This is a genomic window from Stenotrophomonas sp. YJH_SMC_53, assembly GCF_059369995.1.
In genome coordinates, this window is record NZ_JCAFTF010000006.1 from 187205 (window position 1) to 213612 (window position 26408).

Annotated in this window: 21 protein-coding genes; 13 read left to right on the top strand and 8 right to left on the bottom strand. The window is 63.2% G+C overall.

The genetic code is table 11. The features are described 5' to 3' along the window. Positions 1-229 precede the first annotated feature (229 nt). Positions 230-2878, top strand: a complete 2649-nt coding sequence (locus tag AC5P7X_RS11660) for an excinuclease ABC subunit UvrA (protein WP_495214859.1) — start codon at positions 230-232, stop codon at positions 2876-2878. A 106-nt stretch (positions 2879-2984) separates the two neighbouring features. On the opposite strand, the gene AC5P7X_RS11665 is transcribed toward AC5P7X_RS11660, so the two are convergent. After that, positions 2985-3938, bottom strand: a complete 954-nt coding sequence (locus AC5P7X_RS11665; RefSeq protein ID WP_207049101.1) for an alpha/beta fold hydrolase — start codon at positions 3936-3938, stop codon at positions 2985-2987. A 168-nt stretch (positions 3939-4106) separates the two neighbouring features. Between AC5P7X_RS11665 and AC5P7X_RS11670 the strand changes: the two genes are divergently transcribed. The 8 genes from AC5P7X_RS11670 (at position 4107) to AC5P7X_RS11705 (ending at position 11647) form a co-directional block, all read left to right on the top strand. After that, positions 4107-4676 carry a TetR/AcrR family transcriptional regulator gene (locus AC5P7X_RS11670; protein WP_495214860.1) on the top strand — a complete coding sequence of 190 codons (570 nt, stop codon included), beginning with the start codon at positions 4107-4109 and terminating at the stop codon, positions 4674-4676. A 62-nt stretch (positions 4677-4738) separates the two neighbouring features. Then, positions 4739-5215, top strand: coding sequence for a nuclear transport factor 2 family protein (locus AC5P7X_RS11675; RefSeq protein WP_021202431.1), 477 nt, complete (start codon positions 4739-4741; stop codon positions 5213-5215). A 146-nt stretch (positions 5216-5361) separates the two neighbouring features. Then, on the top strand, positions 5362-5880 hold the full coding sequence (locus AC5P7X_RS11680; RefSeq protein ID WP_495214861.1) for a hypothetical protein: 519 nt from the start codon (positions 5362-5364) through the stop codon (positions 5878-5880). A 253-nt stretch (positions 5881-6133) separates the two neighbouring features. Continuing rightward, positions 6134-6781, top strand: a complete 648-nt coding sequence (gene paoA, locus AC5P7X_RS11685) for an aldehyde dehydrogenase iron-sulfur subunit PaoA (protein WP_495214905.1) — start codon at positions 6134-6136, stop codon at positions 6779-6781. Then, on the top strand, positions 6778-7728 hold the full coding sequence (locus tag AC5P7X_RS11690) for an FAD binding domain-containing protein (protein ID WP_495214862.1): 951 nt from the start codon (positions 6778-6780) through the stop codon (positions 7726-7728). Before paoA ends, AC5P7X_RS11690 begins: the two co-directional genes overlap by 4 nt. Then, entirely contained in the window at positions 7728-9932 is a 2205-nt protein-coding gene (gene paoC / locus AC5P7X_RS11695; protein WP_495214863.1) for an aldehyde oxidoreductase molybdenum-binding subunit PaoC, read from the top strand. Before AC5P7X_RS11690 ends, paoC begins: the two co-directional genes overlap by 1 nt. Positions 9933-9941: 9 nt before the next feature. After that, positions 9942-11003: an XdhC family protein gene (locus AC5P7X_RS11700; RefSeq protein WP_495214864.1), complete on the top strand. Its 1062-nt coding sequence runs from the start codon at positions 9942-9944 to the stop codon at positions 11001-11003. After that, entirely contained in the window at positions 10979-11647 is a 669-nt protein-coding gene (locus AC5P7X_RS11705; protein WP_495214865.1) for a nucleotidyltransferase family protein, read from the top strand. The genes AC5P7X_RS11700 and AC5P7X_RS11705 overlap by 25 nt, the downstream gene beginning before the upstream one ends. A 61-nt stretch (positions 11648-11708) precedes the next feature. Here the strand turns inward: AC5P7X_RS11705 and AC5P7X_RS11710 are convergent, their stop codons facing one another. From AC5P7X_RS11710 to AC5P7X_RS11720, 3 genes are all read right to left on the bottom strand, one after another. After that, entirely contained in the window at positions 11709-12179 is a 471-nt protein-coding gene (locus AC5P7X_RS11710) for a hypothetical protein (protein ID WP_495214866.1), read from the bottom strand. Next, entirely contained in the window at positions 12180-12536 is a 357-nt protein-coding gene (locus tag AC5P7X_RS11715; protein WP_495214867.1) for a hypothetical protein, read from the bottom strand. It lies immediately after the preceding gene. Positions 12537-12993: 457 nt separating this feature from the next. Beyond that, positions 12994-13749: a tetratricopeptide repeat protein gene (locus AC5P7X_RS11720; protein WP_442256386.1), complete on the bottom strand. Its 756-nt coding sequence runs from the start codon at positions 13747-13749 to the stop codon at positions 12994-12996. Between the two features lie 165 nt (positions 13750-13914). On the opposite strand from AC5P7X_RS11720, the gene AC5P7X_RS11725 reads away from it, so the two are divergent. From AC5P7X_RS11725 to AC5P7X_RS11735, 3 genes are all read left to right on the top strand, one after another. Then, a complete protein-coding gene (locus AC5P7X_RS11725; RefSeq protein ID WP_495214868.1) occupies positions 13915-14625 on the top strand; it encodes a hypothetical protein in 711 nt (236 codons plus the stop codon). A gap of 322 nt (positions 14626-14947) precedes the next feature. After that, on the top strand, positions 14948-17530 hold the full coding sequence (locus tag AC5P7X_RS11730; protein ID WP_495214869.1) for an AAA family ATPase: 2583 nt from the start codon (positions 14948-14950) through the stop codon (positions 17528-17530). 290 nt (positions 17531-17820) lie between these two features. After that, positions 17821-18249, top strand: a complete 429-nt coding sequence (locus AC5P7X_RS11735) for a DUF3653 domain-containing protein (protein WP_346607215.1) — start codon at positions 17821-17823, stop codon at positions 18247-18249. 36 nt (positions 18250-18285) lie between these two features. Here the strand turns inward: AC5P7X_RS11735 and AC5P7X_RS11740 are convergent, their stop codons facing one another. Beyond that, complete coding sequence (locus AC5P7X_RS11740) at positions 18286-18711, bottom strand: hypothetical protein (RefSeq protein WP_346607214.1); 426 nt, start codon at positions 18709-18711, stop codon at positions 18286-18288. A 9-nt stretch (positions 18712-18720) separates the two neighbouring features. Further along, the gene (locus AC5P7X_RS11745; protein ID WP_346607291.1) at positions 18721-19362 is read right to left on the bottom strand and encodes a TraX family protein; all 642 of its coding nucleotides are present in this window, start codon (positions 19360-19362) and stop codon (positions 18721-18723) included. 535 nt (positions 19363-19897) lie between these two features. Between AC5P7X_RS11745 and AC5P7X_RS11750 the strand changes: the two genes are divergently transcribed. Continuing rightward, positions 19898-20155 carry a hypothetical protein gene (locus tag AC5P7X_RS11750; RefSeq protein ID WP_180832635.1) on the top strand — a complete coding sequence of 86 codons (258 nt, stop codon included), beginning with the start codon at positions 19898-19900 and terminating at the stop codon, positions 20153-20155. Between the two features lie 311 nt (positions 20156-20466). On the opposite strand, the gene AC5P7X_RS11755 is transcribed toward AC5P7X_RS11750, so the two are convergent. Next, positions 20467-20865 carry an Imm10 family immunity protein gene (locus AC5P7X_RS11755; RefSeq protein WP_180832634.1) on the bottom strand — a complete coding sequence of 133 codons (399 nt, stop codon included), beginning with the start codon at positions 20863-20865 and terminating at the stop codon, positions 20467-20469. A 13-nt stretch (positions 20866-20878) separates the two neighbouring features. Then, complete coding sequence (locus tag AC5P7X_RS11760; protein ID WP_495214870.1) at positions 20879-26296, bottom strand: RHS repeat-associated core domain-containing protein; 5418 nt, start codon at positions 26294-26296, stop codon at positions 20879-20881. Positions 26297-26408 lie beyond the last annotated feature (112 nt).

Genomic DNA, 26408 nt, shown 5'->3' on the forward strand with positions numbered 1-26408 from the left:
CAGCATAGGAATGCGTTGTGAGCGGCCCCATCAAGGGTGGGGCAAGGTGGCGTCAATCCTTCAGGCAACGCGCGTTAACAATCGGCGGGGCGGCGCGGACTGCGTCGGCCATGGCGTTCTGATTCGGCACGTGGCTGCGCGCCCCCTCACGCCATTCACCCCGCAGCAGCGAGAATGGCCTACCGGGCGCACCATGCTCGATCCGCCCACCGAATGCAGGAATGCTGAGATGTCCAACACCCCCTTTGGCGAGTCGTCATGTGCTGCCGCAGCCAGCGGCTGCATCGAGGTCCGCGGTGCGCGCGAGCACAACCTGAAGAATGTCGACGTCTCCATTCCACGCAATGCGCTGGTGGTGTTCTCCGGCGTGTCCGGGTCCGGCAAGTCCTCGCTGGCCTTCGGCACGGTCTTCGCCGAAGCGCAGCGGCGCTACTTCGAATCCGTCGCACCCTACGCGCGTCGCCTGATCGATCAGGCCGGCGTGCCCGACGTGGATGCCATTGACGGGCTGCCACCGGCGGTCGCCCTGCAGCAGCAACGCGGTGCCAGCAATGCGCGCTCATCGGTGGGCAGCGTGACGACGTTGTCCAGCCTGGTGCGCATGATGTACTCGCGGGCAGGGGCCTACCCGGCCCACCAGCCCATGCTGTACGCCGAAGACTTCTCGCCCAACACCCCACAGGGTGCCTGCAGCACCTGCCACGGTCTGGGGCACGTCTATGAGGTGACCGAAGCGCTGATGGTGCCGGACCCGTCGTTGAGCATCCGCGAGCGCGCCATCGCCTCCTGGCCACCGGCATGGCATGGCCAGAACCTGCGCGACATCCTGGTCACGCTGGGCTATGACGTCGATGTGCCGTGGAAGAAGCTGCCGAAGAAGGACCGGGACTGGATCCTGTTCACCGAGGAAACGCCCACGGTGCCGGTCTATGCCGGCTTCACGCCGGCCGAGACCCGCGCCGCGCTCAAGCGCAAGCTGGAGCCCAGCTACATGGGCACGTACACCGGCGCACGCCGCTACGTGCTGCACACCTTTGCCAACACCCAGAGCGCCCTGATGCGCAAGCGTGTTTCCCGCTACATGGAAGGTCGCCTGTGCCCCGCGTGCCAGGGAAAGCGCCTGAAGCCGGAAGCGCTTTCGGTCACCTTCGCCGGCGTGGACATCGGCGAGTTCATGCGGCTGCCGCTGGACCAGCTGGCGGCCTTGCTCGAGCCCATCGCGCAGGGCGATTTCAGTGCACACAGCCACGGCGCGCGTACCAGCAGGCGTGCAACGCCCAGCGATCGCGCCAAGCGGGCAGCAAGTGGCCGCGCGACCCACGAAGGCGCCCCCGACGTGCGCCTGACCTCAGCCCTGTCAGAGGAAAAGCGCCTGGCGGCGCAACGGCTCGCGGGCGGGGTCATGGCGCGGGTACGGCAACTTCGCGAGCTCGGCCTGGGCTATCTCTCGCTGGATCGCGCCACGCCCACGCTGTCGGCCGGCGAACTGCAGCGCCTGCGCCTGGCCACGCAGCTCAGCTCGCTGCTGTTCGGCGTGCTGTACGTGCTCGACGAACCGTCGGCCGGCCTGCATCCGGCCGACAGCCAGGCGCTGTACGACGCGCTGGAACGGCTGCGCGACGGCGGTAACTCGGTGTTCGTTGTTGAACACGATCTGGAGCTGATGCGCCGCGCGCAGTGGCTGGTGGATGTGGGCCCGCAGGCAGGGGAACATGGCGGACGCGTTCTCTACAGTGGCGAGCCCGACGGCCTGCGCAACGTTCAGGATTCACGCACGGCGCAGTACCTGTTCGACAGGGTGCCGGCGCCGGCCAGCCGGCAGCGCAGTGCCAACAGCTGGCTGGCGCTGAAAGGCATTCACCGCCACAACCTGCACGGTGTGGATGCGCAGGTGCCGTTGGGGTTGCTGACTGCAGTGACCGGCATTTCCGGATCGGGCAAATCCAGCCTGATGGCGCAAGCGCTGCCCGAGCTGATGCTGCTGCACCTCGGGCATGAGACGGCAGACGACAGCGCCGACAGCGCACCTGCCGAAGGACCCACCGTAATCGAAGCAACGCGGGGCCAGCTGGCCGGCGACGTGGACGCCATCCAGCGCGTGGTGCAGGTGGACCAGAAGCCCATCGGCCGCACGCCACGCTCCAACCTGGCTACCTACACGGGCCTGTTCGACCACGTGCGCAAGCTGTTCGCCGCGACACCCGACGCGCGCCGTCGCCGATTCGATGCGGGCCGCTTTTCGTTCAACGTAGCCAAGGGGCGATGCGAGACCTGCGAAGGCGAGGGTTTCGTCAGCGTCGAACTGCTGTTCATGCCCAGCGTCTATGCGCCGTGCCCCACCTGTCACGGCGCCCGCTACAACGAGGCCACGCTGAAGGTGCAGTGGAACGGCCGCAACATTGCCGAGGTGCTGCAGATGACGGTGGACCAGGCCCATGCGTTCTTCGCCGAAGAAGAGGCCATCGCCCGCCCGCTGCAGTTGCTGCAGGAGATCGGCCTGGGCTACCTGCGGCTGGGCCAGCCGGCCACGGAGCTTTCAGGGGGTGAGGCGCAACGCATCAAGCTGGCCACAGAACTGCAGCGCAGCCAGCGTGGGCGCACGCTGTACGTACTGGACGAGCCCACCACCGGCCTGCATGCATCAGACGCGGACAGGCTGCTGGTGCAGCTTCAGCGGCTGGTGGACGCAGGCAACACGGTGGTGATGATCGAGCACGACATGCGTTCTGTCGCACAGGCCGACTGGGTGATCGACGTCGGCCCGGGCGCAGGCAGCGCGGGCGGCACCATCGTGGCGGCGGGGCCACCGCATCAGGTGGCCCGCGCCAAGGGCAGCAGGACCGCGCCGTTCCTTGCGCGCGAGCTGGCTCCACTGTAGAGCCGAGCCATGCTCGGCTATCGATCTCCAGCGCCGGAAGTCCAGCATCCAGGCCGCGCCTTTCAACAGAAAGCGGGCTCCGGCGCCTTGCCGAAGCCCGCGTTGCTCACTTCTCCTGCAGGAACGTCAGCAGGTCCTGGTTGACCTTGTCCTTGTGGGTGTCGGTCAGGCCGTGCGGCGCACCCGGGTAGACAATCAGCTTTGCGCCCTTGATGAGCTTTGCCGATTGGCGGCCTGAGATGTCGATCGGCACGATCTGGTCGTCGTCACCGTGAATGACCAGGGTGGGCACATCGAATTTCTTCAGGTCTGCGCGGAAATCGGTGGCCGAGAACGCAGCGATCGAGTCGTAGGTGTTCTTGTGGCCGCCCTGCATGCCCTGCGCCCACCACGCATCGATCAGCCCCTGCGACACCTTCGCGCCCGGGCGGTTGAAGCCGTAGAAGGGGCCCGACGGGATGTCCTTGTACAGCTGCGCGCGGTTATCCATCTGTGCCTTGCGGATGCCATCGAACACTTCGATCGGCAGGCCGTTCGGGTTGTCGGCGGTCTTCAGCATGAACGGCGGTACCGAGCTGATCAGCACGGCCTTCTTCACTCGTCCGGTGCCATGCCGGCCGATGTAGCGCGCCACTTCGCCGCCACCGGTGGAGAAGCCCACCAGGGTCACATCGTGCAGGTCCAGCGTATTGATCACCGTGGCCAGGTCATCAGCGTAGTGATCCATGTCGTTGCCATCCCACGGCTGGCTGGAACGGCCGTGGCCGCGACGGTCATGGGCAATGACGCGGTAGCCGTGGTTGGCCAGGAAGATCATCTGCGATTCCCAGCTGTCCGAGTTCAACGGCCAGCCGTGGCTGAAGGTCACGACCGGGCCGTTCTTCGGGCCCCAGTCCTTGTAGTACAGCTGCACGCCATCGGCGGTGGTGATGTAGCTGGCGGTGCGCGCGATGCTGGTGACTGCCGCCGGCGTGGCCGGTTCGGCGGCCTGCGCGGACAGGCCGGCCTGGACCGAGAGGGCGAGGGCGGCAACGGCCAGCGTACGGGCGAAGGTGTTCATGCGGGAACTCTCATGGGTGGGTGGTGAGACGTACTTTGCGCCTGCAATCAGGCATCCGGGTGATGAACTGTCCGGATTTCTTGATAGATCGTCTTGCACGGATGTGCGCACGCGAAGCGCTCGCGATCGCCGGTTGACAAGGTAGAACGTCCGTTCTACCTTGCAGTCATGAGCAAGGTCACCACCGACACCCAACAGAAGATCCTGGCCACGGCCGAGGCGCTGATCTACAAAAACGGGATTCACGCCACGGGCATGGACCTGCTGGTGAAGACCTCGGGCGTGGCGCGGAAGAGCATCTACCGCCATTTTGAGAACAAGGACGACGTGGCCGCTGCGGCGCTGAGGGCGCGCGACGTGCGTTGGCTGGCCTGGTTCCGACACGAGTGCGAGAAGGCGGACACCCCGGAAGCACGCATCCTCGGCCTGTTCACCGTGCTCAAGAACTGGTTCCAGTCCGAGGGTTATCGCGGGTGTGCGTTCATCAACACCGCAGGCGAGGTCGGCGACCCGGCCGATCCGATCCGGCAGATCGCGCGTGATCACAAGCAGAAGCTGCTCGATTACACACTGGAACTTACCGAGCAACTGGAGGTGGAGCAGCCGGCGGACCTGGCCCGTCAGCTGCTGGTGCTGATGGAAGGCGCCATCACCCTGTCGCGCGTGATGGGTGATTTCGACGCCGCAGACACCGCGAAGGATGTCGCGAAGCTGTTGTTGGAACAGGCCAAGCGCTAGCGCCTGGGTACGCCAGATCCGTTGAAGCAACCCGTGTATCCATCTCGATTGGAGGTCTCCCCGTGTCCGCTGAACAACCCCGTCCGCCGCTTCCTCCGTTCACCCTTGAATCGGCCACCCAGAAAGTGCGTCTTGCCGAGGATGGCTGGAATTCCCGCGATGCCGACAAGGTGTCGCTTGCCTATTCGCTCGACACCCAGTGGCGTAACCGCGCCGAGTTCACCAACGGCCGGGAAGAAGCCCGGCAGTTCCTGGCACGCAAATGGAACAAGGAGCTCGAGTACCGCCTGATCAAGGAGCTCTGGGCCTTTACCGAGAACCGCATTGCGGTCCGCTACGCGTACGAATGGCACGACGACTCCGGCAACTGGTTCCGTTCCTATGGCAACGAAAACTGGGAATTCGGAGAGGATGGCCTGATGCAGCGCCGCTTCTCCTGTATCAACGACATGCCGATCAAGGAGAGCGACCGCAAGTTCCATTGGCCGCTGGGGCGTCGCCCGGATGATCACCCGGGGTTGTCGGAGCTGGGTATGTGATTCCCGCTGAGGCGCCATCCGAAGCACGCTCAGGTACGATGGGGCGGCCGGCATCCGCGCCGGCGGGGCAGGGGGCGCAATGGACATGCAGGCCGGGGGGCGGATTCGAACCGCCAGCGAAGACCGATTCTCAGGAACTGGGATTGATGATCCTATTTAAGAGAGCCGGTCTTCTCTTGTGCCTGGCGGGCGCAGGGTCGGTTAATGCGCAGGTGCCGCCTCAACCGGACAGGCCGAAAGTTGAGCTTGACGGGTCGATCGCAACGGATGGTGGCGCGGAGCTTGATGACAAGCAGCTACGCACGCTGGTCGGGCGCGCAGATGCAGGCGACGCCGAGGCGGCGTTTCGACTTTCGCGCCACTTTGAGGGCAAAGGCGTGGCCGGCAACTCCCATATGTGGCTTGCCTATGCCGCAGCGCTGGGGCACCCGATTGCACAGTACAACGTGTTCTTCATGTTGAGGGACAAACAGGACTGTGAGTCATCCAGTGAGGCATACGCATGGCTCAAGAGTGCCGCGCTGAAGGGAGTGAAGGCCGCGCATTCCGAACTTGAGCAGGCGGCACGCATGGCGTCTCTGCGATGTGCCAGCAAGCGAGAGGAAGAGAGAAGCCATCTACCTACGAGAGAAGCGAGCGTGGCAACTCCGTCAAGCCCGCCGTAGTTGGCCTGCAGGCTGGGAATGAGTCCCGGTGTCCTTGGAAGAGCTCGATGCAGTCGATTTCTTCGGACCTACTACAACACGTTCTTCTAGGCACGCAGGCTGACTGCCTTGGAAGGGTCGTACATTTCGCCGACTTCACAGATCTGTACCCCGCAGAGGGGCATAGTGGCCCTTCGGTAGTGTGAGCGCGTCCATCCAGCCACGGGGTTTCCCCGAACGCCAGGAGGTCACTGTGCCAAGTTGTGATGAAGGAATGAAGTTGACGCGTCGCCAGGTGATCGCCGGCGGCGTCACGACCGTGGCGATGTCCGCCGCACCGGGGGCATCATCGCTCGCCGCCGAACTGGCGGCGCCCCCGCCGCCCAGGCCGCCGGTCATCAGCACGGTGGCCTTGACCGTCAACGGCGAGCGGCTGGAGCTCGAGCTCGACACCCGGACCACGCTGCTTGATGCCCTGCGCGAACATCTGAAGCTGACTGGAACGAAAAAGGGCTGCGACCACGGTCAATGCGGCGCCTGTACCGTGCTGGTCAACGGTGAGCGCATCAATGCCTGCCTCAGCCTGGCGGTACAGCACCAGGGCGATGCCATCACCACCATCGAAGGCCTCGGAACTCCCGATGACCTGCATCCGATGCAGGCCGCCTTCATCAAGCATGATGGCTACCAGTGCGGGTATTGCACGCCGGGGCAGATCTGTTCGGCGGTGGCGGTACTGGACGAGATCAAGCGGGGTGTCCCCAGCCATGTGCAGGCGGATGTCAGCGCACGGCCCCAGGCCACCAACATGGAAATGCGCGAACGCATGAGCGGCAACCTCTGCCGCTGCGGCGCCTATTCCAATATTGCCGAGGCGATGGCAGAGGTCGCTGGCGTGACCTCTGCAGGGAGGCGCTCATGAGGGCCTTCAGTTACGAACGCGCGAAATCCCCGGCCGAGGCCGCCAGGGCCGTCGCCGGTACCGAGGGCGCGAAATTCCTGGCTGGAGGGACCAACCTGCTCGACCTGATGAAGCTGGAGGTCGAGACGCCAGCGCACCTGGTCGATGTGCAGGACATCGGCCTGGACAGGATCGAACCCACCGACGAAGGCGGCCTGCGCATCGGCACGCTGGTCACCAATACCGCACTGGCCTCGCATGAGCGCGTGCGGCGCGACTACGCGGTGCTGACCCGCGCGATCGTGGCAGGTGCGTCCGGGCAGTTGCGCAACAAGGCCACCACCGGCGGCAACCTGCTGCAGCGCACGCGCTGCCCGTATTTCTACGACGCCAATCTGCCCTGCAACAAGCGCCTGCCCGGATCCGGCTGCGGCGCACTCGAGGGGTTCTCCCGGCAGATGGGCGTGATCGGCACCTCGGACAGCTGCATCGCGACCTATCCGGGCGACATGGCGGTGGCCCTGCGGGTGCTGGACGCCTCGATCCAGACCGTCAGGGGTGACGGCAGTACGCGCAGCATCCCGATTGCCGATTTCCATCGTTCCCCCGGCGACAAGCCGCAGCAGGACAACGTGCTGCAGCGCGGTGAGCTGATCACCCACGTCACGCTGCCACAACCCCTGGGCGGTCGGCACGTGTACCACAAGGTACGTGACCGCGCGTCCTATGCGTTCGCACTGGTGTCGGTCGCCGCGGTCGTGCAGCGTGACGGCTCGGCGCGGTTCGCCTTCGGTGGGGTCGCGCCGAAACCGTGGCGCGTCGAGGCAGCCGAACCGCTGCTGCGCGACGGCGTAAAGGCCGCGGCCCGGCAGGTGTTCGCCGGTGCCCGTCCGACGCGGGAGAATGCATTCAAGATCGCGCTCGCCGAGCGCACCCTCGCAGCGGTGCTGGTGGAAGGAGAGCGCTGATGCCCCTTGAATTCAACGCCCCCGCCGGCGATAACCTGTTCGACAAGGCCAAGGTCGTCGGCAAGTCGACGCCGCGCATCGACGGTCCACGCAAGACCACCGGTACCGCCCTCTATGCCTACGAGCGCCATGACGTTGCGCCGAACCAGGCCTACGGCTACATCGTCGGTGCGGGCATCGGCAAGGGGCGCATCATTTCGATGGATGCCTCCCGCGCACGTGCCGCGCCCGGCGTACTGGCGGTCATCACCGCACCGGAAACCAAGCCGGTCGGCACATCGAACTGGAACAATGCACCGCTGTTCGGCGGGCCCGAAGTAGCCCACTACCACCAGGCCATCGCCTGCGTGGTGGCAGAGACCTTCGAGCAGGCCCGCGCCGCCGCGGCGCTGATCCGCACCCGCTACGAGCGCGGCAAGGGCCGCTTCGATTTCCCGGCCCTGGCACCGTCCGCGCCGCTGGCAAAGGGGCGTGACGGCAAGCCCGACCGGCAGGCGCTGGGCGATTTCGACACTGCCTACGCGAGCGCCGCGGTCAAGCTCGACGAGACTTACCACACCTCCGACGAAAGTCATTCGATGATGGAGCCGCACGCCACCATCGCCGCCTGGGAGGGTGACACGCTCACGCTGTGGACGGCGAACCAGATGATCGACTGGGCCAGGCATGGCATGGCGGCGATCCTCGGCATCGATCCTGCCAAGGTGCGCGTGGACTCGCCCTATATCGGCGGCGGCTTCGGCGGCAAGCTGTTCATCCGTGCCGACGCGGTGCTGGCCGCGCTGGCGGCCAAGCAGGTCGGGCGGCCGGTGAAGATCGCGCTGCAACGCCCGTTGATGCCCAACAACACCACGCACCGGCACGCCACCCTCCAGCGCGTGCGGATCGGCTGCGGAAAGGATGGCCGGATCTCCGCCATCGCCCATGAGAACTGGTCGGGCAACATCAACGGCGAGGATGGCGAAAACGGCACCCTGCAGACGCCCAAGCTCTATGCAGGCGCCAACCGTCTGGTGGCCAACTACATCGCCACGCTCGACATGCCCGAAGGCAATGCGATGCGCGCACCGGGCGAAGCACCGGGCCACATGGCGCTGGAAGTGGCGATGGACGAAATGGCCGAGAAGCTGGGTCTCGACCCGATCGCGTTCCGCATCCTCAACGAGCCCGAGGTGGTACCCGGCGATCCGTCCAAGAAGTTCTCCGACCGCAACCTGGTGCGCTGCCTGCGCGAAGGCGCGGAGCGCTTCAACTGGAACAAGCGCAACCCCAGGCCGGCGCAGGTCAGGGAAGGGGACTGGCTGATCGGCATGGGCGTATCTGCGGGCTATCGCGGCGCACCGACGATGAAGTCGGCGGCGCGGGTCCGGCTTGACGGCCAGGGCGGAGTGATTGTCGAGACCGACATGACCGACATCGGCACCGGCTCCTACACGATCATCGCGCAGACGGCAGCCGAGACCATGGGCGTGCCGCTGGAGCGGGTCCACGTGACCCTCGGCGACTCCCGTCATCCCGCCTCCGCCGGTTCCGGCGGCCAGTGGGGCGCGGCAAGCTCCACCGCAGGCGTGTACGCGGCGTGCGTCAGCCTGCGCCGCAAGGTGGGCGAGAAACTGGGCTTCGACGGCGACACCGCAGACTTCGCCAATGGCCGCATCCAGGTGGGTGGGCGGACGATCAAGCTGGCAGAGGCGGGGACACTCTCGGCGGAGGACGGCATTGCCTTCGGCGACTTCAAGCAAGGCTACGACGTCGGCACCTATGCAGGGCATTTCTGCGAGGTTGCCGTGCATGCCTACACGGGAGAGACGCGCATCCGCCGAATGCTTGCCGTATGCGATGGCGGCCGGATCCTCAATCCGCTCTCCGCACGCAGCCAGGTCATCGGCGGGATGGTGATGGGTGCGGGCGCGACCCTCATGGAGGAGCTGGTGGTCGACAAACGGCTTGGCTTGTTCATCAACCATGACCTGGCCGGCTACGAGGTTCCCGTGCACGCCGACATCCCGTACCAGGAAGTGGTCTTCCTCGACACGCTGGATCCGGTGATCTCGCCGATGAAGGCCAAGGGTGTGGGTGAACTGGGCATCTGCGGGGTCGGCGCCGCGATCGCCAATGCGGTCTACAACGCAACCGGCGTGCGCGTGCGCAACTATCCCATTACCTTGGACAAGCTGCTGCCCGGCTTGCCCGACGTGGGCTGACCCTTGCGCATGGACCGACCCGCAGCCTCGCCCACTCTGGAGGCCTCCGCCGCAGGCGGAGGGGAGCCCTGCGATCTTGCCGAGCACCTGTCGGCAGCGTCGGGCTTCCTCGCCGAAGGCAGCCCGCGCGGCGTGCTCGAGACGGCCTTGACGCGCGTGCGCGCGGGCGAGCACGCCGTGCTCGCGCTGGTGCTGGAAACCGATGGCTCCACTTACGCCGGTGCCGGCGACATGGTGCTGTTCTGCAACGGCGGCCAGGTCGGCTGGCTGAGCGGCGGATGCCTGGAGCCCGAGCTCGCACGTCGCGCGGAGCAGGTGAGCGCGGCAGGGCGGGTCGACTGGATCGAGATCGACACGCGCAGTGACGACGACCTGTTGAGTGGGTCTGCGCTCGGGTGCCGCGGCCGGCTGCGGATTGCGCTCCTGCCATTGCGTGCCATGGCCGGCATCGACGACGTCATCGAGGCTTGGTTGCGCGAGGGTGTGTCACTCCAGCGCGACCTTCGTACGTCGGGCCAGGTCGTTTTCCGCGCCGGCCATCGCGAGCAGGCGTGGCAGCTGCATCCGATGGAGGGTACGCAGCCCTTTGGCGAGGGCGCATGGCATTTGCCGTTGCCCCGGCTTCCGCGGGCCCTGGTGTTGGGGGGCGGTCCCGAAACGCCCCTCCTGGTTCCGTTGCTGCGGGGCCTGGGGTGGCGGGTCAGCGTGGCCGAACGGCGAGCGCGCTGGGCCTCAGCCGGGCAGTGCGCAGATGCGCATCTTAAGACCAACCCGGCCGAGGCCCTTCATGGCGACCCGTGCGACGCCGTACTGGTGATGCATCACGATTTCGAACTGGACCGGGAGGCGCTGGTGGCCCTGGCTGATACCAACGTTGCGTTCATTGGACTGCTGGGTCCGCGGCGAAGGCGCGAGGACCTGTTCAAGCTGCTGACACCGGATCAGCGCCACCGCCTTTCCCCGAGACTTCGATCACCTGTCGGCCTGGACATCGGCGGCCGAGGGCCAGAGGCGATTTCGCTCAGCATCGCCGCGCAGCTGCAGCAATGGCGAAGCGCGCACGGCAGGTGACTGACGCGCATGCGGTCGTCGTGCTGGCTGCCGGCGGGAGCACCCGACTTGGCCAGCCCAAGCAGCTTCTGACCCGGCAGGGCGAAACCCTGGTACATCGCGTAGTGCGGTTGGCGCGCGAGCTCGCGCCAGCGCAGGTGCTGGTCGTGGTGGGCGCAAACGCACAGGCCGTGACATCCAGCATTGCCGGGCTGGAGGCCACTGCAGTAACCAACCACCACTGGGAACGCGGCCTGGCGAGCAGCCTGCAGGTTGCCGGCGCACACCTGCTGCCCACGGTCACTGCGGTGATGGTCGTGGCATGCGACCAGCCCGCAATCGAGCGCTCCCATCTGCAGGCGTTGCTTTCGGGTGCCCGCGCCTCGGCGTCGGGGTGCGCCGGCACCCGTCATGGAGACGCGCTTGGCGTTCCCGCCGTAGTGCCGCGTGCATGGTTCAACGCTGCGGGTGCAAGCGGTGACCGCGGCTTCGGAGCGCGCCTGCGGCAACTTCCTGTCGGTACGGTGCATGTCCTGCAGGCACCGGAACTGGGCCTGGATATCGATACGCCAGAAGATCTTGTGCGTGCGCGCGATGCGGGCTGGATCGATGCCGAGGTTGAGTTGCACGATCACGGTGCCAACGCCCGTCGCGCAGATGACTAGCGGCAGAGCCGGAGCCCAAACCCTCGCTGCCCGCAGCCCTGTAGAGTCGAGCCACGCTCGACTACGGCACGCCACATCGCGCCCCATCAGGCACATCACTGGCAAGAATCTGCAGCACCCGATCCAACAGAACGGGTTCCGGTACGTCAGCCAGCACCTGCTCCAGATAGCCCACCGGCTCAAGCTGCCATTGAGGTAGCGTGCCAAGCTGCAGAACGTCGGGCGCCCGCTGCTCCGCGTCCAGTGAGACCTGCAACAGCAGATGTTGCGAGCGCCTCTCCAGCCACAGCACGGGTATGCCTCGGCAATGAACCTGGAACTCGGCATCTCGATGCCGCTCAACGAACTGGAAGCCCTGTCGTGGCCGAGCCTCCACGAACTGCATGGCCTGGCGGCGCAACTGCAGAAAGCGATCGCCGGGGATGCTGTGGAAACCGATAGGCGAGGGCTTGGGCGGTGCCAGCCACTGCGTCTGTGCCGCAACCACCACCACAAGACAGAGCGCGGTGGCCGCCCAGCGCCACCAGGCCACTCAGCCCTCCGGATGCAGTCGGGTACTGGCGTGTGCGGTAAGGCCGATTCCGGCCATGATCAGCCCCTCCATCACGCGCGGGCCAACGTACTGCTCCAGCTCGCCATTTTCGCGGGCGCGCTGCGCGGCCAGCAGAATCTCCAGGACCACGCGAAGCCCGGCCAGCGAGCAATCGGTATCCGCCAAGGCGATGCGTCGGCCCGGCATCTGGTGGCGCTCCGGCCAGGGCTGACCATCGGAGGCGGCGCCGGCGCCGATGCTGTGCAGCAGGGCGTTGAGGGTGTTCGGGTCCAGCGCAGGGCCATTCGCAGGCGCGTCGTGGATCGGGTGCGGGGCAGGGGAGTGGGGCTGGGTCATGGCGGGGCTCCTTGCGTGCATGCAGAAGCCGCCACCGATAAAGGTGGCGGACGATGCGTGGTTCGAAACCCCGTGTGTGGATGACCGGGCAGGCGCAAGGCCTCCACGCACCGCCCGCCATAGCCGACTGACGGATTGCCAGCCGGCACCGCGCGAAGCAGTGCCGGCTGGCAAGTGCGAGCAACATCCACACAACCGGGGTTTCGAATCCCGACCACCGATGCACGGTGGCAGGGCAAGAAATACGCGGACCTATGCGTGATGCCAATGCAGTAGGGCTGATGACGTCACTACTTTCAACATTTTCAGAATCGTTGCATACGAATCAACCAAGCTGGAGCCTTGCGCTGCAACGCTATCGGCGATGACCGTGGTCCAAGCCTAGCGAGTGTCGGCATCTGCCCGGCGAGGCTGTGAGCGAGGCGAATGCGACAGGATTGCCAACGGCTGCTAGGCGTCAGTAGCCCTTCAACGCAACCTTGGTCCGCTCCAGCCATGTGGCATTGTGGCTCCGTGCGTGGCGCGACCAATGCTGGGCATCGTCGATGATGCTGGCGAACAGGATGCGGGCTTGCTCGCGATCGTCGGGTTGCGGCTGTGCCATCAGCCATTCGGCGTAGAGGCAGCGAGCGGCCGCATCGTTTCCGCATTCCACTGCGCGCTCGAACGCGGCACGGGTGCCGGGCGCTTGGGTGGCCGCCAGTGCCTGCGCGTAAAGCAGGGTCTGTTCCGGCTTGCGACGCACGTCCGGATGGCGGGCGAACAGGCCGTCCAGCGTCTCCACCGCAAGCGCAGCGTGCCCGGACTCGAGGCGGGCACGGGCGAGGCCGGTCAGGATGTAGGGATCGTCGCCCAGCGGCGAGCTGGCTGCCTGCTCAAGCAGGGTTCTGGCTTCCTCGGCCTGGCCGGCATCCAGCAGCGTCATGCCCAGGCGAACCCGGTTCTGCACGGTGGGCGTGCGCGCCAGTTCGGCACGGGCGTTGCGCAGGTCCTGGCCCGGGTCCATGAGCTGCTTGGCGGAACGGACGACCTGCCGAGCGCCGCGCGAGTGACGGACTTCCGGGAAGTAGATCGCCAGGAAGTAGACGACGCTGCCGAGCAGTGGGAACGAGAAGAGCAGGATGAGCCAGTAGAGGTTCTGGCCCGAGCGGATGGCGTGCACCGCGAAGTAGATGGCTGCCAGTACGTGGAGTCCGATTCCGATATAGGGCATGTGGGGTGCCTCGTCCTTGTGAGGGGTGGAACTATAGTGGGGGAGGGGTGGGGCGCCAATGGGCTGGGTGATCCGGCGTGACGCGTCACGTTAATAGACTGGGTTCTGCAGGGCGGAGCGCAGCGTGCCACTATGTGGCTCGGCTGCATTGATGGAAGGGGATACATGGAACGTACGCAGAAGACGCTAACGATGGCTGATGTTGCTGGATGGGGTTCGGCGCTCGTCACCTTTGGATTGATTCAAGGGGCTTTGTACCTAAAGGAGTATTGGGGGCACTTCGGCCTGGATCCCTTTCAGTTTGTTGCGGTGAGTGAGCTTGCACTGGCAGGGCTTGCTGGGATCGGCATGGTGTTACTTCTCATGCTGCTGGCCTCGCTGTTTGGCGGCTGGGTGGAGATGAAGGTCACGAGCGGCAGCTCCAAAAGCAAGCTGTTCGCATGGCTGTTTCCAGTGCCTTTCTTCACTGTCCTGGGGCTGCTGCTTTGGTGGTCGAACACGTGGCCTCTTCTGATAGGGGTTCTTCTGACGGTCATCTGTGCGTTGATCGTGCATCTTTCGCCGGTGGTGCCCACCGCAGTGAAAGATTCCCCTTGGCTGATCTACGCCTTGGTGATGCTGGTCTACGTCTCGATAGCGTCAAGCATGCTTGGCTCCCAGCGTGCCGAGAAGATTTCCTCTGGTGGCGGCAAGCACGTGACGGCTGTGACTGTTGATGGAAAGGTGCAGGGCGACCTAAGCCTGATTGGTCGTCTTGGTGACAGCTATGCACTGTGGGACCCGGCGCGGAAAGCTACAGTGCTTGTGCCTGTTGGCGATGTTGGGAGGTTGGAGATTCTGCGAAAGGGCCTGACTCCTGTTCCGGTAGCCCAATAGGGCTGGATCTCGGAAGCGGCAAGCTGAGAGTGGCAGTGCACTTCAGTACGGGGAGTAGCGATAAGGAAGATTTATCGCGGGTAGGGAGAAAGCTCCGGAAACTTGTGATCGGTGACTTTCGCGTCGACGGCCAAAACGAATTCGAGGTGCTAATTGCCTCTCATGGCTGATCAGCTTCGGAAGGGATCCGGGTCGATGAACTCGCGGTGCTACCATCGGGCCACAAGTACTGACCCGATGCGTAGCCTGAAACGTCTCTAGGAGGAGTAAAAGAATGGGAAGCCCACAGGACGGCAGAGCGCCTATCGAGGTCGAAATATTCTTGAACGGCAAGGCCAGCTGGCTGCGAGCGGCCGCCCGGGGGCTGGTTGAAACCCGACGCATGCCCACCGACGCGGAGATCGCCGCTCTGGCTGACCACTGCCTTCTGGAGGCGTCCAAGCAACTCGCCCAGACTGAGCCGCCACTGGATCCGGGCGCCATCGCGGGAACTCCGGGCCGGGCCGGCCTGCGTCTCGAGCGCGTGTTCGACGTTCGAGGGGTCAACGCGCTTGGAGATCAGGCGAAGCTGGAGCTTGCCGACGCAGACCTGGCGATCGTGTATGGGCCCAATGGATCCGGGAAGTCCGGCTACGCACGCTTGATGAAGCACCTCTGCGGAGCACGGTTGGCGGGTACCATACACGGCAACGTGTTCGATCTCACGCCGGAGACCCCATCAGCAAAAATCGAAGTCCGGGCGCTTGAAACTCACGGGCCTGCGACCGACACGACCATCCTCAGTTGGGAGTCGGCGAGAGGGCCTTTGGGCCCACTCAAAGCCGTGCCGGTCTTTGACTCGGCCACATCCTTGGAGTTCGGCGACAGCGCGAGTGCGGCCACTCACACGCCCCGGTCAATGCAGTTTGTTGGCCGCCTCATCCAGATTTCCGATCAGGTGGCGGCGAACCTGCGCCAGCGTGCCGATCTATTGGTCACCCGGATGCCGGTGCTGCCGTCTGACCTCATTCAGTCGCCTGTAGCCAACGAACTTCGCCAGCTCCTCCGCAGCAGGACCCAACGGGCAGCCATTGAAGAAGCATGCATCCTATCCGACGAAGGGCGAGCGGAGCGCGTGGCCTTGGAGGCCGCGCTGGCGCAGGCCAACCCCGCAGAACTTCACGCCAAAGTGGTTGCCGAACTTGAACGTCTGGCGAAGCACAAGGCGGCCGCTGTCGACCGGGAGCATGCAACCGGCGAGGAGAAGGCTGGCGAAATAGTGGCCGCTCGGCTCGACGCCGTAAACAAACGGGCGGCTGCGACCGCACACGCGACGTCATTCTTCCAGGGGTTGCCGCTCGCCGGCGTCGGAGAAGATACCTGGCGGCGGATGTGGGCGGCGGCCGAGGCGTATGCCCAAGCGTTCGCCTACCCCGATCATACCCACCCGAACACCGAAGAGGGCGCCCGCTGCGTGCTCTGTCAGCAGGAGCTCAACGAGGACGCCAAAGCGCGAATGCAAGGGTTCGCGGATTTCATCCAAGATCGATTGCAGGCGGAAGCAACCGCCGCTGAGCTGCGCGCCGTAATGCTGGTCCAAGCACTTCCGGACATTCCCGACGCGCAGACTTGGTCAACGATGAGTCAGGCCGTGGGGCTCGATCATCAGACAAGTGAAGCACTTCGCTTGGCCGTCGCCGCCCGTTCAAGCGCGTTGAAGGTCGCTGTCGATGTCGCGAGCTTGCCTGTGGTCGACTGGGCGGAATGGCACGCTGCGCTAGCATCCAGGACGGTCGAGTTGGAAAAGCAACGCGACACATTAGCGGGACTGATCGACGTCGAAGGACGCAAACTAAACCAAGCACGGTTGCTCGAGCTAAGGGGCAGGGAGTGGTTAGTAGCCCACCGCGAACACGTCAGTGCAGAAGTTGAACGTCTTCGAGCGATCGAGGGAGTCGAAGCGGCCATCCGCTTGACGTCGACGAACGCGCTAACCACCAAGAATAACGAAATAGCCGGTGCAGAGCTGGCCAAGGGGTTCTGCGATCGCTTTAACGCAGAAATGTCGCGCCTAGGTGGGCGCGGGTTGCCCGTGGTCATGACCCATCAATCCAAAGGCAAGGGCCGTTTCACGTTCTGCGCCGAGTTGAGGGGCCCGCAGCGTGCCATTCACAACCGCGAGGTATTGAGCGAGGGCGAGCAGCGCGTGGTCGCATTGGCTGCGTTCCTGGCCGATGCCACCGGCAGCGATCGTTGCCTCCCGATCGTGTTCGATGACCCCATTTCGTCGCTCGATCAGCGCTTCGAGGAGGCAGTGGCGGATCGGATCGCGGAGCTCGCAGAGACACGCCAAGTGCTTGTGTTAACCCACCGGCTTTCACTGATGGTTCTGCTTAAAAATGCGGCCAAGAAACGAGCGGAGTTCCATGGTTCAACTGCCCGAGTTCAGGTCCTATCCATTGCTAAAGACGGTCGTGCGGCAGGCGTTCCAGCCACGATTGACGCGTTCGCGATGAAGCCCAAAGAAGGCCTCGACAAAGTTGTACGTGATGCCCGATCAGCGGCAAACCTCGACGGCGAAATCAGACGGGCCGTGCTGAGAAACGCATGCAGCAACTTCCGGATCCTAGTTGAGCGCTCTGTGGAGGAGCACCTCCTGTTCGGGATGGTCATGCGCTACCGCCGTGAAATCAAAACGATGGGGCACCTAAAGAAGCTTACCGCCATCCGAATTGAAGATTGCGAGCTCATAGATGGAATGATGAGCAAGTATTCGGCATTCGAACACTCGCAACCTATGGAGACTCCCGCCTGGTTGCCAGAGATCGAAGAACTCATCGCAGACGCCAGTTCAGTTCAGGCATGGATCAAGCCCTTCGAAGCGCGGGCGAAAGCAGCCGCAGAAGGAAGGTCATCGACCACGTGATCCGCAGATGCACCTCACTCAAGATCGGCACTGTTCGGTCGGGTAAGTCCGTCACATCGAGCGATGATATCGGAGCTCTTTCCAATGTGCCTGCTGGCTACGTCTTCAAGGCGTGTTTGCTGGCAGAGGAAATCAACCTGCCTCTGGCGTTCTCATCCTTGGCCGGGGACTGAGGGCGCAGGCAAGAGCCGAGCCAGAGGCTCAGCCATTGCCATGCGGAGCCGACAAAGGCCGCACTAGCCCGATACAGCATTTCGCATAATGTATATTATGTTCAAGCTGCTGCGGGGATGGCTGGCACGCCGCTTGCCTCGTCCCCTGATCCCACTGCGGCATGGAGCCTGATTGTGCGTGATCGGAACCTGACCGGCCCTTGGGCCGGTTTTTCGTTTAAGGCTGGTCGACTGGTCACGCCCGAAGGCCGCGAACTGGAACCGCAGGATCTGGCCTGGCTGTCGCTCACTGCTGCACAGGCTCAGGAATGGCGTCGCATGATGGGCGAACTTCGCGGGGATCCTCGATCGGGACACCCTCGAAACCGTTGCAGCACTAAGGCTGCAAGAAAAGGCTTTCCTGCAGTGCCGGCTGAAGTGATCGAGGTGGCCGCCCTGATGGCTCGCCGTCAAGAACGGTTGTCCAGGGTGATGGCTGGCCCTGACGCCGAACCACCAGCGGCAGTCCTCCCGGTACCGGGGCCGAAACGCCGCCAGCGCGTGTGAGGCGTTTGCGTAGGGGCGCTGCCCCTACACCCCCGTTCATTGCTCCCGGCAGCGCTGCCAGCCACCAGCAGGCGACGAAACTTGCGCCCAGCCGTTGGGGAGCTTGCGGAAAGCTTGGCCGCCGATGCAGGCGAACCCGGAGCGCTTGGAAGCTTCGGAGCCAAGAGACGGCAGGCCGATCACGCTGTCGGAAGGTCCGGGCCGACCGGCACGATGCGCCTCATCGGAAAGTGTGCGGGCCTCAAGGCGCTCGCAGTACGCCTTCATGCCCGGGTGGGGGTGATTAGGCCACGCCAATTCCTGACAGTTGAAGGGCGTGGTGGTCTTAGACATTGAGTTATGAGCAGCCTTGGGTGCAGCAGCCAATGGCTTTGGTCTCGGCCCGACTGCCGATTGAAGCTGCGCGGTGGCGGCTGGCGACAGCGCCAACAACACAACACAAACGACGAAACGGATATCCATACCCTACTCCTAAGTGGCAATGCCGATCCCTGCGCAGGCTACCACGGCGCCCAGAACCGCCAAATGTCCCACGTAATAGCCATAGAACAGCCTACCGGAACGCGGCACTTGGACACTGAGATGGCCCAGCCGTAATGCTGGGATAGCGAGCAATGCCCAGGCATTGCCGTTGTACAGGCAGACGAGGCCCATGCAGAACCACACCGGCCACGGATGCCTGCCCTGCCCTCGGTACCAATACCAGCCCGCCAGAACGAGCCAGACGCCCGGCCACGCGTAGTCCAGCACCATAGGGGCCACAACAGCGAGGAGGATCACCAACACCCACTGCCGCCGTTGAATTGCCCAAACGACGCCGGCCGCAGCTGCGAATGTAAGAAGCACGTTCAATGGCAGCCATTCGTCGAACGCCAGCACGGCGGCCGGAGTGGCGACCGCACCCCACAGCAGCAAACGCCGTCCGGACTTCGCTGCTTCAATGCCGGGTTGCGCGAGGTTGTACGCCATCACCAGGGCGAACACGGGAAACGCCACCCGGCCCAGCTCAGACACGACGGGCACATAGCCAAGCCCAAACACTTTCAGCACGTGGTCGCCCGTCATCAGTACCAGAGCGAGCCATTTCAACAGTTCGCGTCCTCCACTGGTCATAGCCGATTCTCCCCCATTGGGGTCGTCATTGCTCACCTGCGCGTGCGGCTTTGACCTTATGAATGAGTCAGCTTCCGCCTTGCAGAGGCAGCCCCACCCCACTGCTGCGGCGTACTTACAGGCCTACCTCAACTGGTGCGGTGAGCAAAGACGTACAAGTCGGCTGATCGTAACTCCAGGGGCGCACATTGATCCCAGCAGGATTTCCAGCCTTGTGGACCTCCCTCCTGGTCTGGCGCTACGCCAGGCCAGGAGGGTCTGCAACCCTAAAAGATACAGACTCACGACACACCTAGACCAGCAATCACCACCAGCAGGCGCAGACACAGCACGACGTGCAAGCCATGCAGACCTTGAGGACGACTCAGGCCCAATCCTCCGTCACATTGACCAGAATGCCGCCAAAGGTTCCCGACGAGATCGATCAGATCAGGCCTTTAGCCATCAAAGTGAGCGAGTCACCGGAGCTCGAGATCAACCAGCTCCGGATGGATGGAGCAGCTACGCCGCGACGAGGCCAGGTGGGCGCTATCGAATGATTCACCCCAACTATTTGAGCTTTGTAGATGAAATCTTGAACAAATTCAGCCACTTCAGCGAGCAACAGATCGACAACGGGAAGCTTGATCCACGAGTGAGGCTGGCGGTGCTCGCCCAGGGCTACGCGGAAGGCATCTTTCTCTCGAGGCATGAGGGCAACTTGAGCGAGCTTGTGGAGCGCTATAGATCGCCCAGCCCCATTGCACTTTTGGATACGGGCCATCCACACGAATTGCGTATGGCGTTCGGATAGCACACTCTCCAACTGACGCATCGCCCGCCCCCTTCTCTAAGTTCCTGACGTGCAGCAGCCCTGCGCAATGCTGGCTTGGTCTCGAGCGGTGCCGCAGCCAATCCTTGCTTCGAGCCTCGCCTCCATCAAGAGGCGGGGCCGGCCTGTAGGACGATCATCGGGAGCTGGGAAGGCAGCCCCTGCCCCCAAAAAAACATTGAAAGCACCGATTGAACTGCAGCGGCGCAGAATACCCACACTTACCACTTCTTCCCCATACGCTTCGCTGTGCTCAGCGCTGGTCATGCAGGCATCGCCACAAAGCGACGCAATCAAATCTTCCCAGCTGAACTCAGCGCGAACGGAATCTTCTCTGAAGCGCAGATCTGGCCTAACGCCATCTCCAGCGAACCAGGCTTATCCAACGTTTTCAGCGTCACCGCTATCCCACCTTTGATACCAAGCTTCCTCTGCGCCACTTCGGAGAGCAGCAGCTGGAGCTTAGTACCCAGCAGGGACACTTCCTCCAACCCGCCATAGCATGGCTCCAGACCGCCGCCAACCTCAAGATGGGCATGATCCATGCCTAACTTCTTATCTTGATCGTCATACTTCTTAGCATTCTGAATTATGACGTAGCGGGACGGATCGGTTGGGCTATCTGCCAATCCGACCACGATGCAGTAGTCATCTTCCTCTACGGAAACCACTTCTGCAGTGAACTCATACATCGCCTGATCCTCATTATTGTCCGCCAGTCGTCCAGCGCCTAGTTTGGCCACCCTCCCGCCACTGGTATCTTACCGTGGCACCCGTCTCTTGAGCAGCGCGATTCATGTACCCCTTGCAAGAAGGGCAAGGGGGCCGCTCACCAGTGATGGTCATTGTGTCGCCTCTTCTGAGCGGCGTATGAGTTACAGCGCGAGCTTCAGTATGTGATGCCAGCGTATTGCGGGGGAAGCCTAGCGCCTTCTCCGCGGGCGTCATGTTGCCGCTTACCAGTCTTTCATGGCTGATTATTTGCCCGTCCGCTCCTCTTACCATCACGTTTGCGTTGTGATGTCCGCGCACAACCCCCTTGGGCCCAAGCCTTTTGACTACGCCTTTTGCTGCAGTTCCATAGCCACCACCTGGCGCCGCAAGTCCGATACCAAATGATATAGCTGAAATTACTTTTGTTTCTGTGGTTTCACAAGGATCTAGAAGTGTCTTTCCTGTCTCAACCGCATCATAGATCGATAGGGCAATTTCTATCCCAGCCCATATCAGCGGCAGCACGACAAACCAAGCGATATGCCCCGAAGGATCGCTGTAACTGATCGGGTTACCCAGAGCGTAGGCGTAGAAGTTCACATCCCCTGACGCGAAGCCATAGGAATCTTCGCTGATGAACCGGCCCATGTCCGGGCTGTAGTAGCGCGCGCGATAGTAGTAGAGCCCGCTTTCGTCCTGCTCCCGCCCTGTGTAGCGGTAGGGGTTGTTGGAGTTCCCTGCAGAAGCCTGCAACTGCCCATAGGGCGTGTAGTCGTAGCGCTGCAGCAGCTCGCCGGCCCCATTGGTCAGGCCCCGCGTACTGCCCAGGTGGTCGGTCAGATAGTAGGCCCTCCCGCCCGCGTCATTGCGGGCGAAGCGCTGATCAACGCCGAGGCCAGTCAGTATCGGGTTGACCGTGCTTCCGACTGTCTCCTGCACGGCATTCTGGCCGTCATACAGGTACTGGGTGGTGATACCCGCTTCGGTACGAACGACACGTCTGCCCAGCGGGTCATAGCCGAATGTGGCCACAATGCTGGCCCCTTCCCGTATCTCCACCAGCTGGTTGCGCACGTTCCACACGTAGCTGCGGACGCCATCGCTTGTGAGATTGCCGTTGTCGTCGTAGCTCAGCGTGCGGCCATTGTGCGTCAGCTGGCGGTTCGCATCATCGAAGCTGCTCGCGCCTGTAGTCGCGGCAGGCAGGGTCTGACTTGCAAAGCTGCCGCTCTGGTTGATGATCTGGCCGTTGCTGTCATATCCGAAGCCCAAGGTGCCGATCGCCTGTTGACCAGGCTTCTGCCACGCCAGGCCTGTGAGCTGGTTGCCGGCGTCATAGCTCTGGGCTACTTCGATGCCGTTGGGCAGGGTCAGATTGCTCAGACGGTCAGCGCCGTCGTAGGTAAACTGGACCGATTCCACGCCCTGATCAAGCTGACGAAGACGGTCAGCTGCGTCATAGGTGTAGCTGACTTTGGCCTGTGCCGCCGCGCGCATTTCTGTGCGTCGGCCTACGAGGTCATGGGCATATCCCACTGTCCCCTGAGGGCTGGACTCGGCGATCAGCGCGTCAGATTCATCGTAGTCCCAGCTCAGCGCACCAACCGCACCGGTATCGGTGAGCGTGCGGATTCGATTGCCGGCATCGTAGGAATAAGTAGCTGTGGATCCGTCAGGGAAGGTGGTTGTCTTCGGTCGTCCCAGCACGTCATACGTGTTGGTGACGCTGCGCTGCATGCGATCGGTGTAGCTGGTGACACGATCGGACAGGTCGTAGGTCCACTGCTCCACCTTGCCTGAGGCATCGGTTCGCGTCAGCGGACGATCGCGACTGTCATAGGTGTAGGTGATGCCGTTGCCGTTGGGCAGCAGCACGGCATCAACGTTCCCGTTGGCGTCGTAGCCGTACTCAACCCCTGCTCCGTGCGCATCCAGCAGCTTCCTGACACGCCCCATGATGTCGTACTCGCGGCGCACGACATTACCCAGTGGGTCTTCGGTCGCGATCAAACGCCCCAGAGAATCAAAACGATAGCTGGTACGCCGGCCTAGAGGATCAGTGACGCCGACAAGATCGTATCCGTCGTAATGGAGCTGCAGGGTCCTTTGCAGCGGATCGGTCGCGCTTACCATCTGGCCTGCTGCGTTGCAGCGATAAGTCGCAGTACGGTTGAGCGGATCGGTTACCGAACTGAGGCAACGGTTGTGGTAGCCCAGCTTAGTCACGCGGTTCAATGGATCAGTGATGGTCGTCAAATCACCATCAGCGTTGTACGCCATGCTGACCGTGCGCGCCTTACTGGTGCCGGCCAGCGCGGTGATCTGCGTGGTTTGGCCATCGTTGTTGTAGGTGTACTCCGTCTTCCGCCCCAACGGATCTGTGCTACGAATCAACTGGCCATTGCTGTTGCGCTCGTAGGTGAAGGTCTGCGCATCGGCGGTCCCATAGGCAAACGTTTCCGATGCCGGGTACGGCGTCCCCTGGGCGAATACGATCCTGCGCTTGCTGCCGTCAACCTCGGTAACCAGGGTGCCGGTCACACCATTGTCGACATGAGCGTAGTTCACGTTGATCTCGCCGCCATCGGCCTGGATCTGCTTGATCACCCGGCCAGTCGAAACACCGTTGACCACCTCGAACTGATTCAGTAGCAGGCGATGCCCACGCTGGTTGGTGATCGATTCAATTCGGTGCTGTACGACACTCCCGTTCTGTATGCGGGTCTGGAAGGTGTATTGACGGGAGGTAGCATCTGGATAGGTTGCCCTTGAGAGCAGCCCATTGCTGTCGTAGGTATAAGACCATTCCCTACCGGTGTGGTCCCGCAGCGATTTGATGCGATTGCTGCCGTCGTAGGCAATGGTGACGGAACGCCCGCTGGGCGAGGTGATTTCCGACACCAGGCCTGCGTTGTAGAGAAGCGACGTCCGATTACCGTGACGGTCCTCAATCCAGCGCACGCGGATGTCGTTCCAGCTTGAGAACTGCATGCGTGAGCCATCACGAAGCGTAAGCAGGAACGCGCGTCCCCAAGGCTGGGTTGGGTCCGAATCATAAACCGTCTTTATCAGTGCGCCGGCGAAGCGTGTATTGGAGCCGGCTTGGCGCCACTCCCCCTGATTGCCAGTGCCGGAGATTCTATCGAACCGAACTGCCGAGCCATTGGGCTGCACCAACTCCAGCACGTCGTAATTGGCGGTATTGGGACGATTGAGGGTGTAGCCCCAGTTCCACGACATGCCGATGCCGAACACACCGCGCTTGAGGTCGTTCGGCCGGTAATTGCGCCCCACCGTGATGGGCACCACATCATCGATGGCTACATCGGTTTCCGCGTGTGTGAACTCACCGGTCTTCAGATCAATGGGATCGCCAGCCACGGCCGCGTCACCGCTACACCCACATTGACCGGAGTTGTCAGGGGCCAACCCAAGCTCACTGGCTCCATTGCCACCCGGGACGCTGTACATGCCCCCCATCGTCTCGTGCAGAGCCACGCCCTGTTCGGGCACAAAGTGGCGCCCATCATTGGATACCGTGCCGCGCCCATACACCCGCCAGCCATCCGTCGGATCGTAGATCCAGAAGTCGGCTTCAGTGCCCTTCTTGTAGCTGTCGTAGTTTGGGTAGTAGACGCGGATACCATTGCGGACATTGGGATCCAGGCCTCGCACCTGGGCGGCGCCAGGCTCCACCGTGAACGCCATAGGGTGGTTTTCCATCACCGGGAACGGCGCCCTGTTGACCGGCGTCGGAACGATGGCGATTTCGTTGACCAGTCGCCCCTTGCGATCATGGATGACCGTGCCTTTGGGGATGTGCAACTCCAGCCCAGGGATGTCTGGATGGCTGACAATCAGGTCTTGCCTCAGCGGCGAGGCAATTCGCACCTTGTCGCGTGCACTGATCTTGGGCAGATGCATCAGGTACGGCAGCTCGTTCAGCTGCCCAGCCTTGACCTCTACACCAACTACGAACTGTCCATACTGATCATCGCCGACATTGGCTGTGCTTCCGTCGACGTACAATTCCTGATGGCCCGTGGGCAAGTCAAACAACGCGAACCAGCCGTCAGCATTGGTTCGGGTCGAGATACTACCAACGCTGACTTCCACGTTTGCAACCGGCATCTGGTCCACTCGAACTACCCGGCCGCGCAGGGCAGTCACCTTGTAGCGTGCTGCCATCGCGGCTGAGTACGCGGCAGGCTCGACACGCTTGTCCCCGCCATAGATCCGCCAGCGGTTATCGGTGTTGTCGCGCCCCGGATACCAGACACCGCTCTCGACCACGCCACGCGCGCGGCAAGGTTGGTAGCCGTTGGCCGCCTGCTCGCAGTTGGCTTGGTTCCCCGCCTGACCAGTAGTGACCCGCTCACCTGCTGGCTCCACATCGGTACCGCCCTGATCAACCGTACCTCCTGAGGCATCGAGGGCAGCGGTTCCAAAATCGAGCGCCACCAACGGCTGCGCCTTGCCCTCCGTGGTACGCACACCATCGATCATCAAGGTGTAGTGTGAAGCAGGGAACAGCGACCGCTTCGGTGACACAAACAGGAGCCGGCCGCCTTCGACCGGCATCACCTCGATGGGGGTAGATCCGCCAGGACCAATCAGAGTGACCGACGTCGCGGAGAAGTCGGCCATGTTGATGGGCTGGGTGAAGCGCACTGACAAACGCTGTGAGGGCAATACGTCCCTGCTGCCTTGGGCGGGAATCGATCCCCCCAGCCCCGCCTGCTGACGATCCTGATGTGCAAGCGCGTTGGAGAATCGCCCATCCTGCTGGCTGTAGATCAGTTCAGCATTCTGCTGAGTGCCACGTCGATCAACGCCCCCAGCAAGGCGCACCCGACCATCACTTAGCAGCAGTGCGGCGTGCCCGCGGCGCGCGATGCTGGTTTCATCACCGAGAGCGAGCGTACGGTTGCTGCGCTCGTTCCACAGCTCGGCAGGCATCCCCTCAACACCGATATCTCCGCCGGCGAACAGCACGCTGCCGTCTGTAAGCACCGTTGCCGTGTGACCCGCGCGTGGCGACAGCGTCAGCTCATCAGCTGGCGCGAGCTCATCTTTTACAGGGTCATACCAGAGCCCGTCACGGTGCAGGGTTCCGTTGTTGTCGGTCCCTCCCCAGACAAGAACCCGACCACTGGGAAGCAGTGTCAAGCTCGGATTGAGCCGCACTGCGGGCAGGACAGTGGCCTTGGCCGCTCCCCTTGGACTGCCTTCCCCTTTCAGAAGCCGGGTTCCAGCAGCATTCAACGTCAACCAACGCCCATCATTGAGCTGTGTTCGCTGCTCCCGTCCCGGCAACGGCTGCCATACGTCACTGGCACTTGCATCCGCTGCACGTGCTTGTGCGGGGGGCAGCAGGCCTGCATCAAGATGCCAGAGCGAACTGGCCATTGACAGTGCACCCAGTAGCAACCCAGTGATGAACACCTTGGGCCGACCTGTCCTGACTGCCCGGACCTTGGAGATTCCATTCTTCATAGTCGTTGATCTCTTCGCTGCTGCG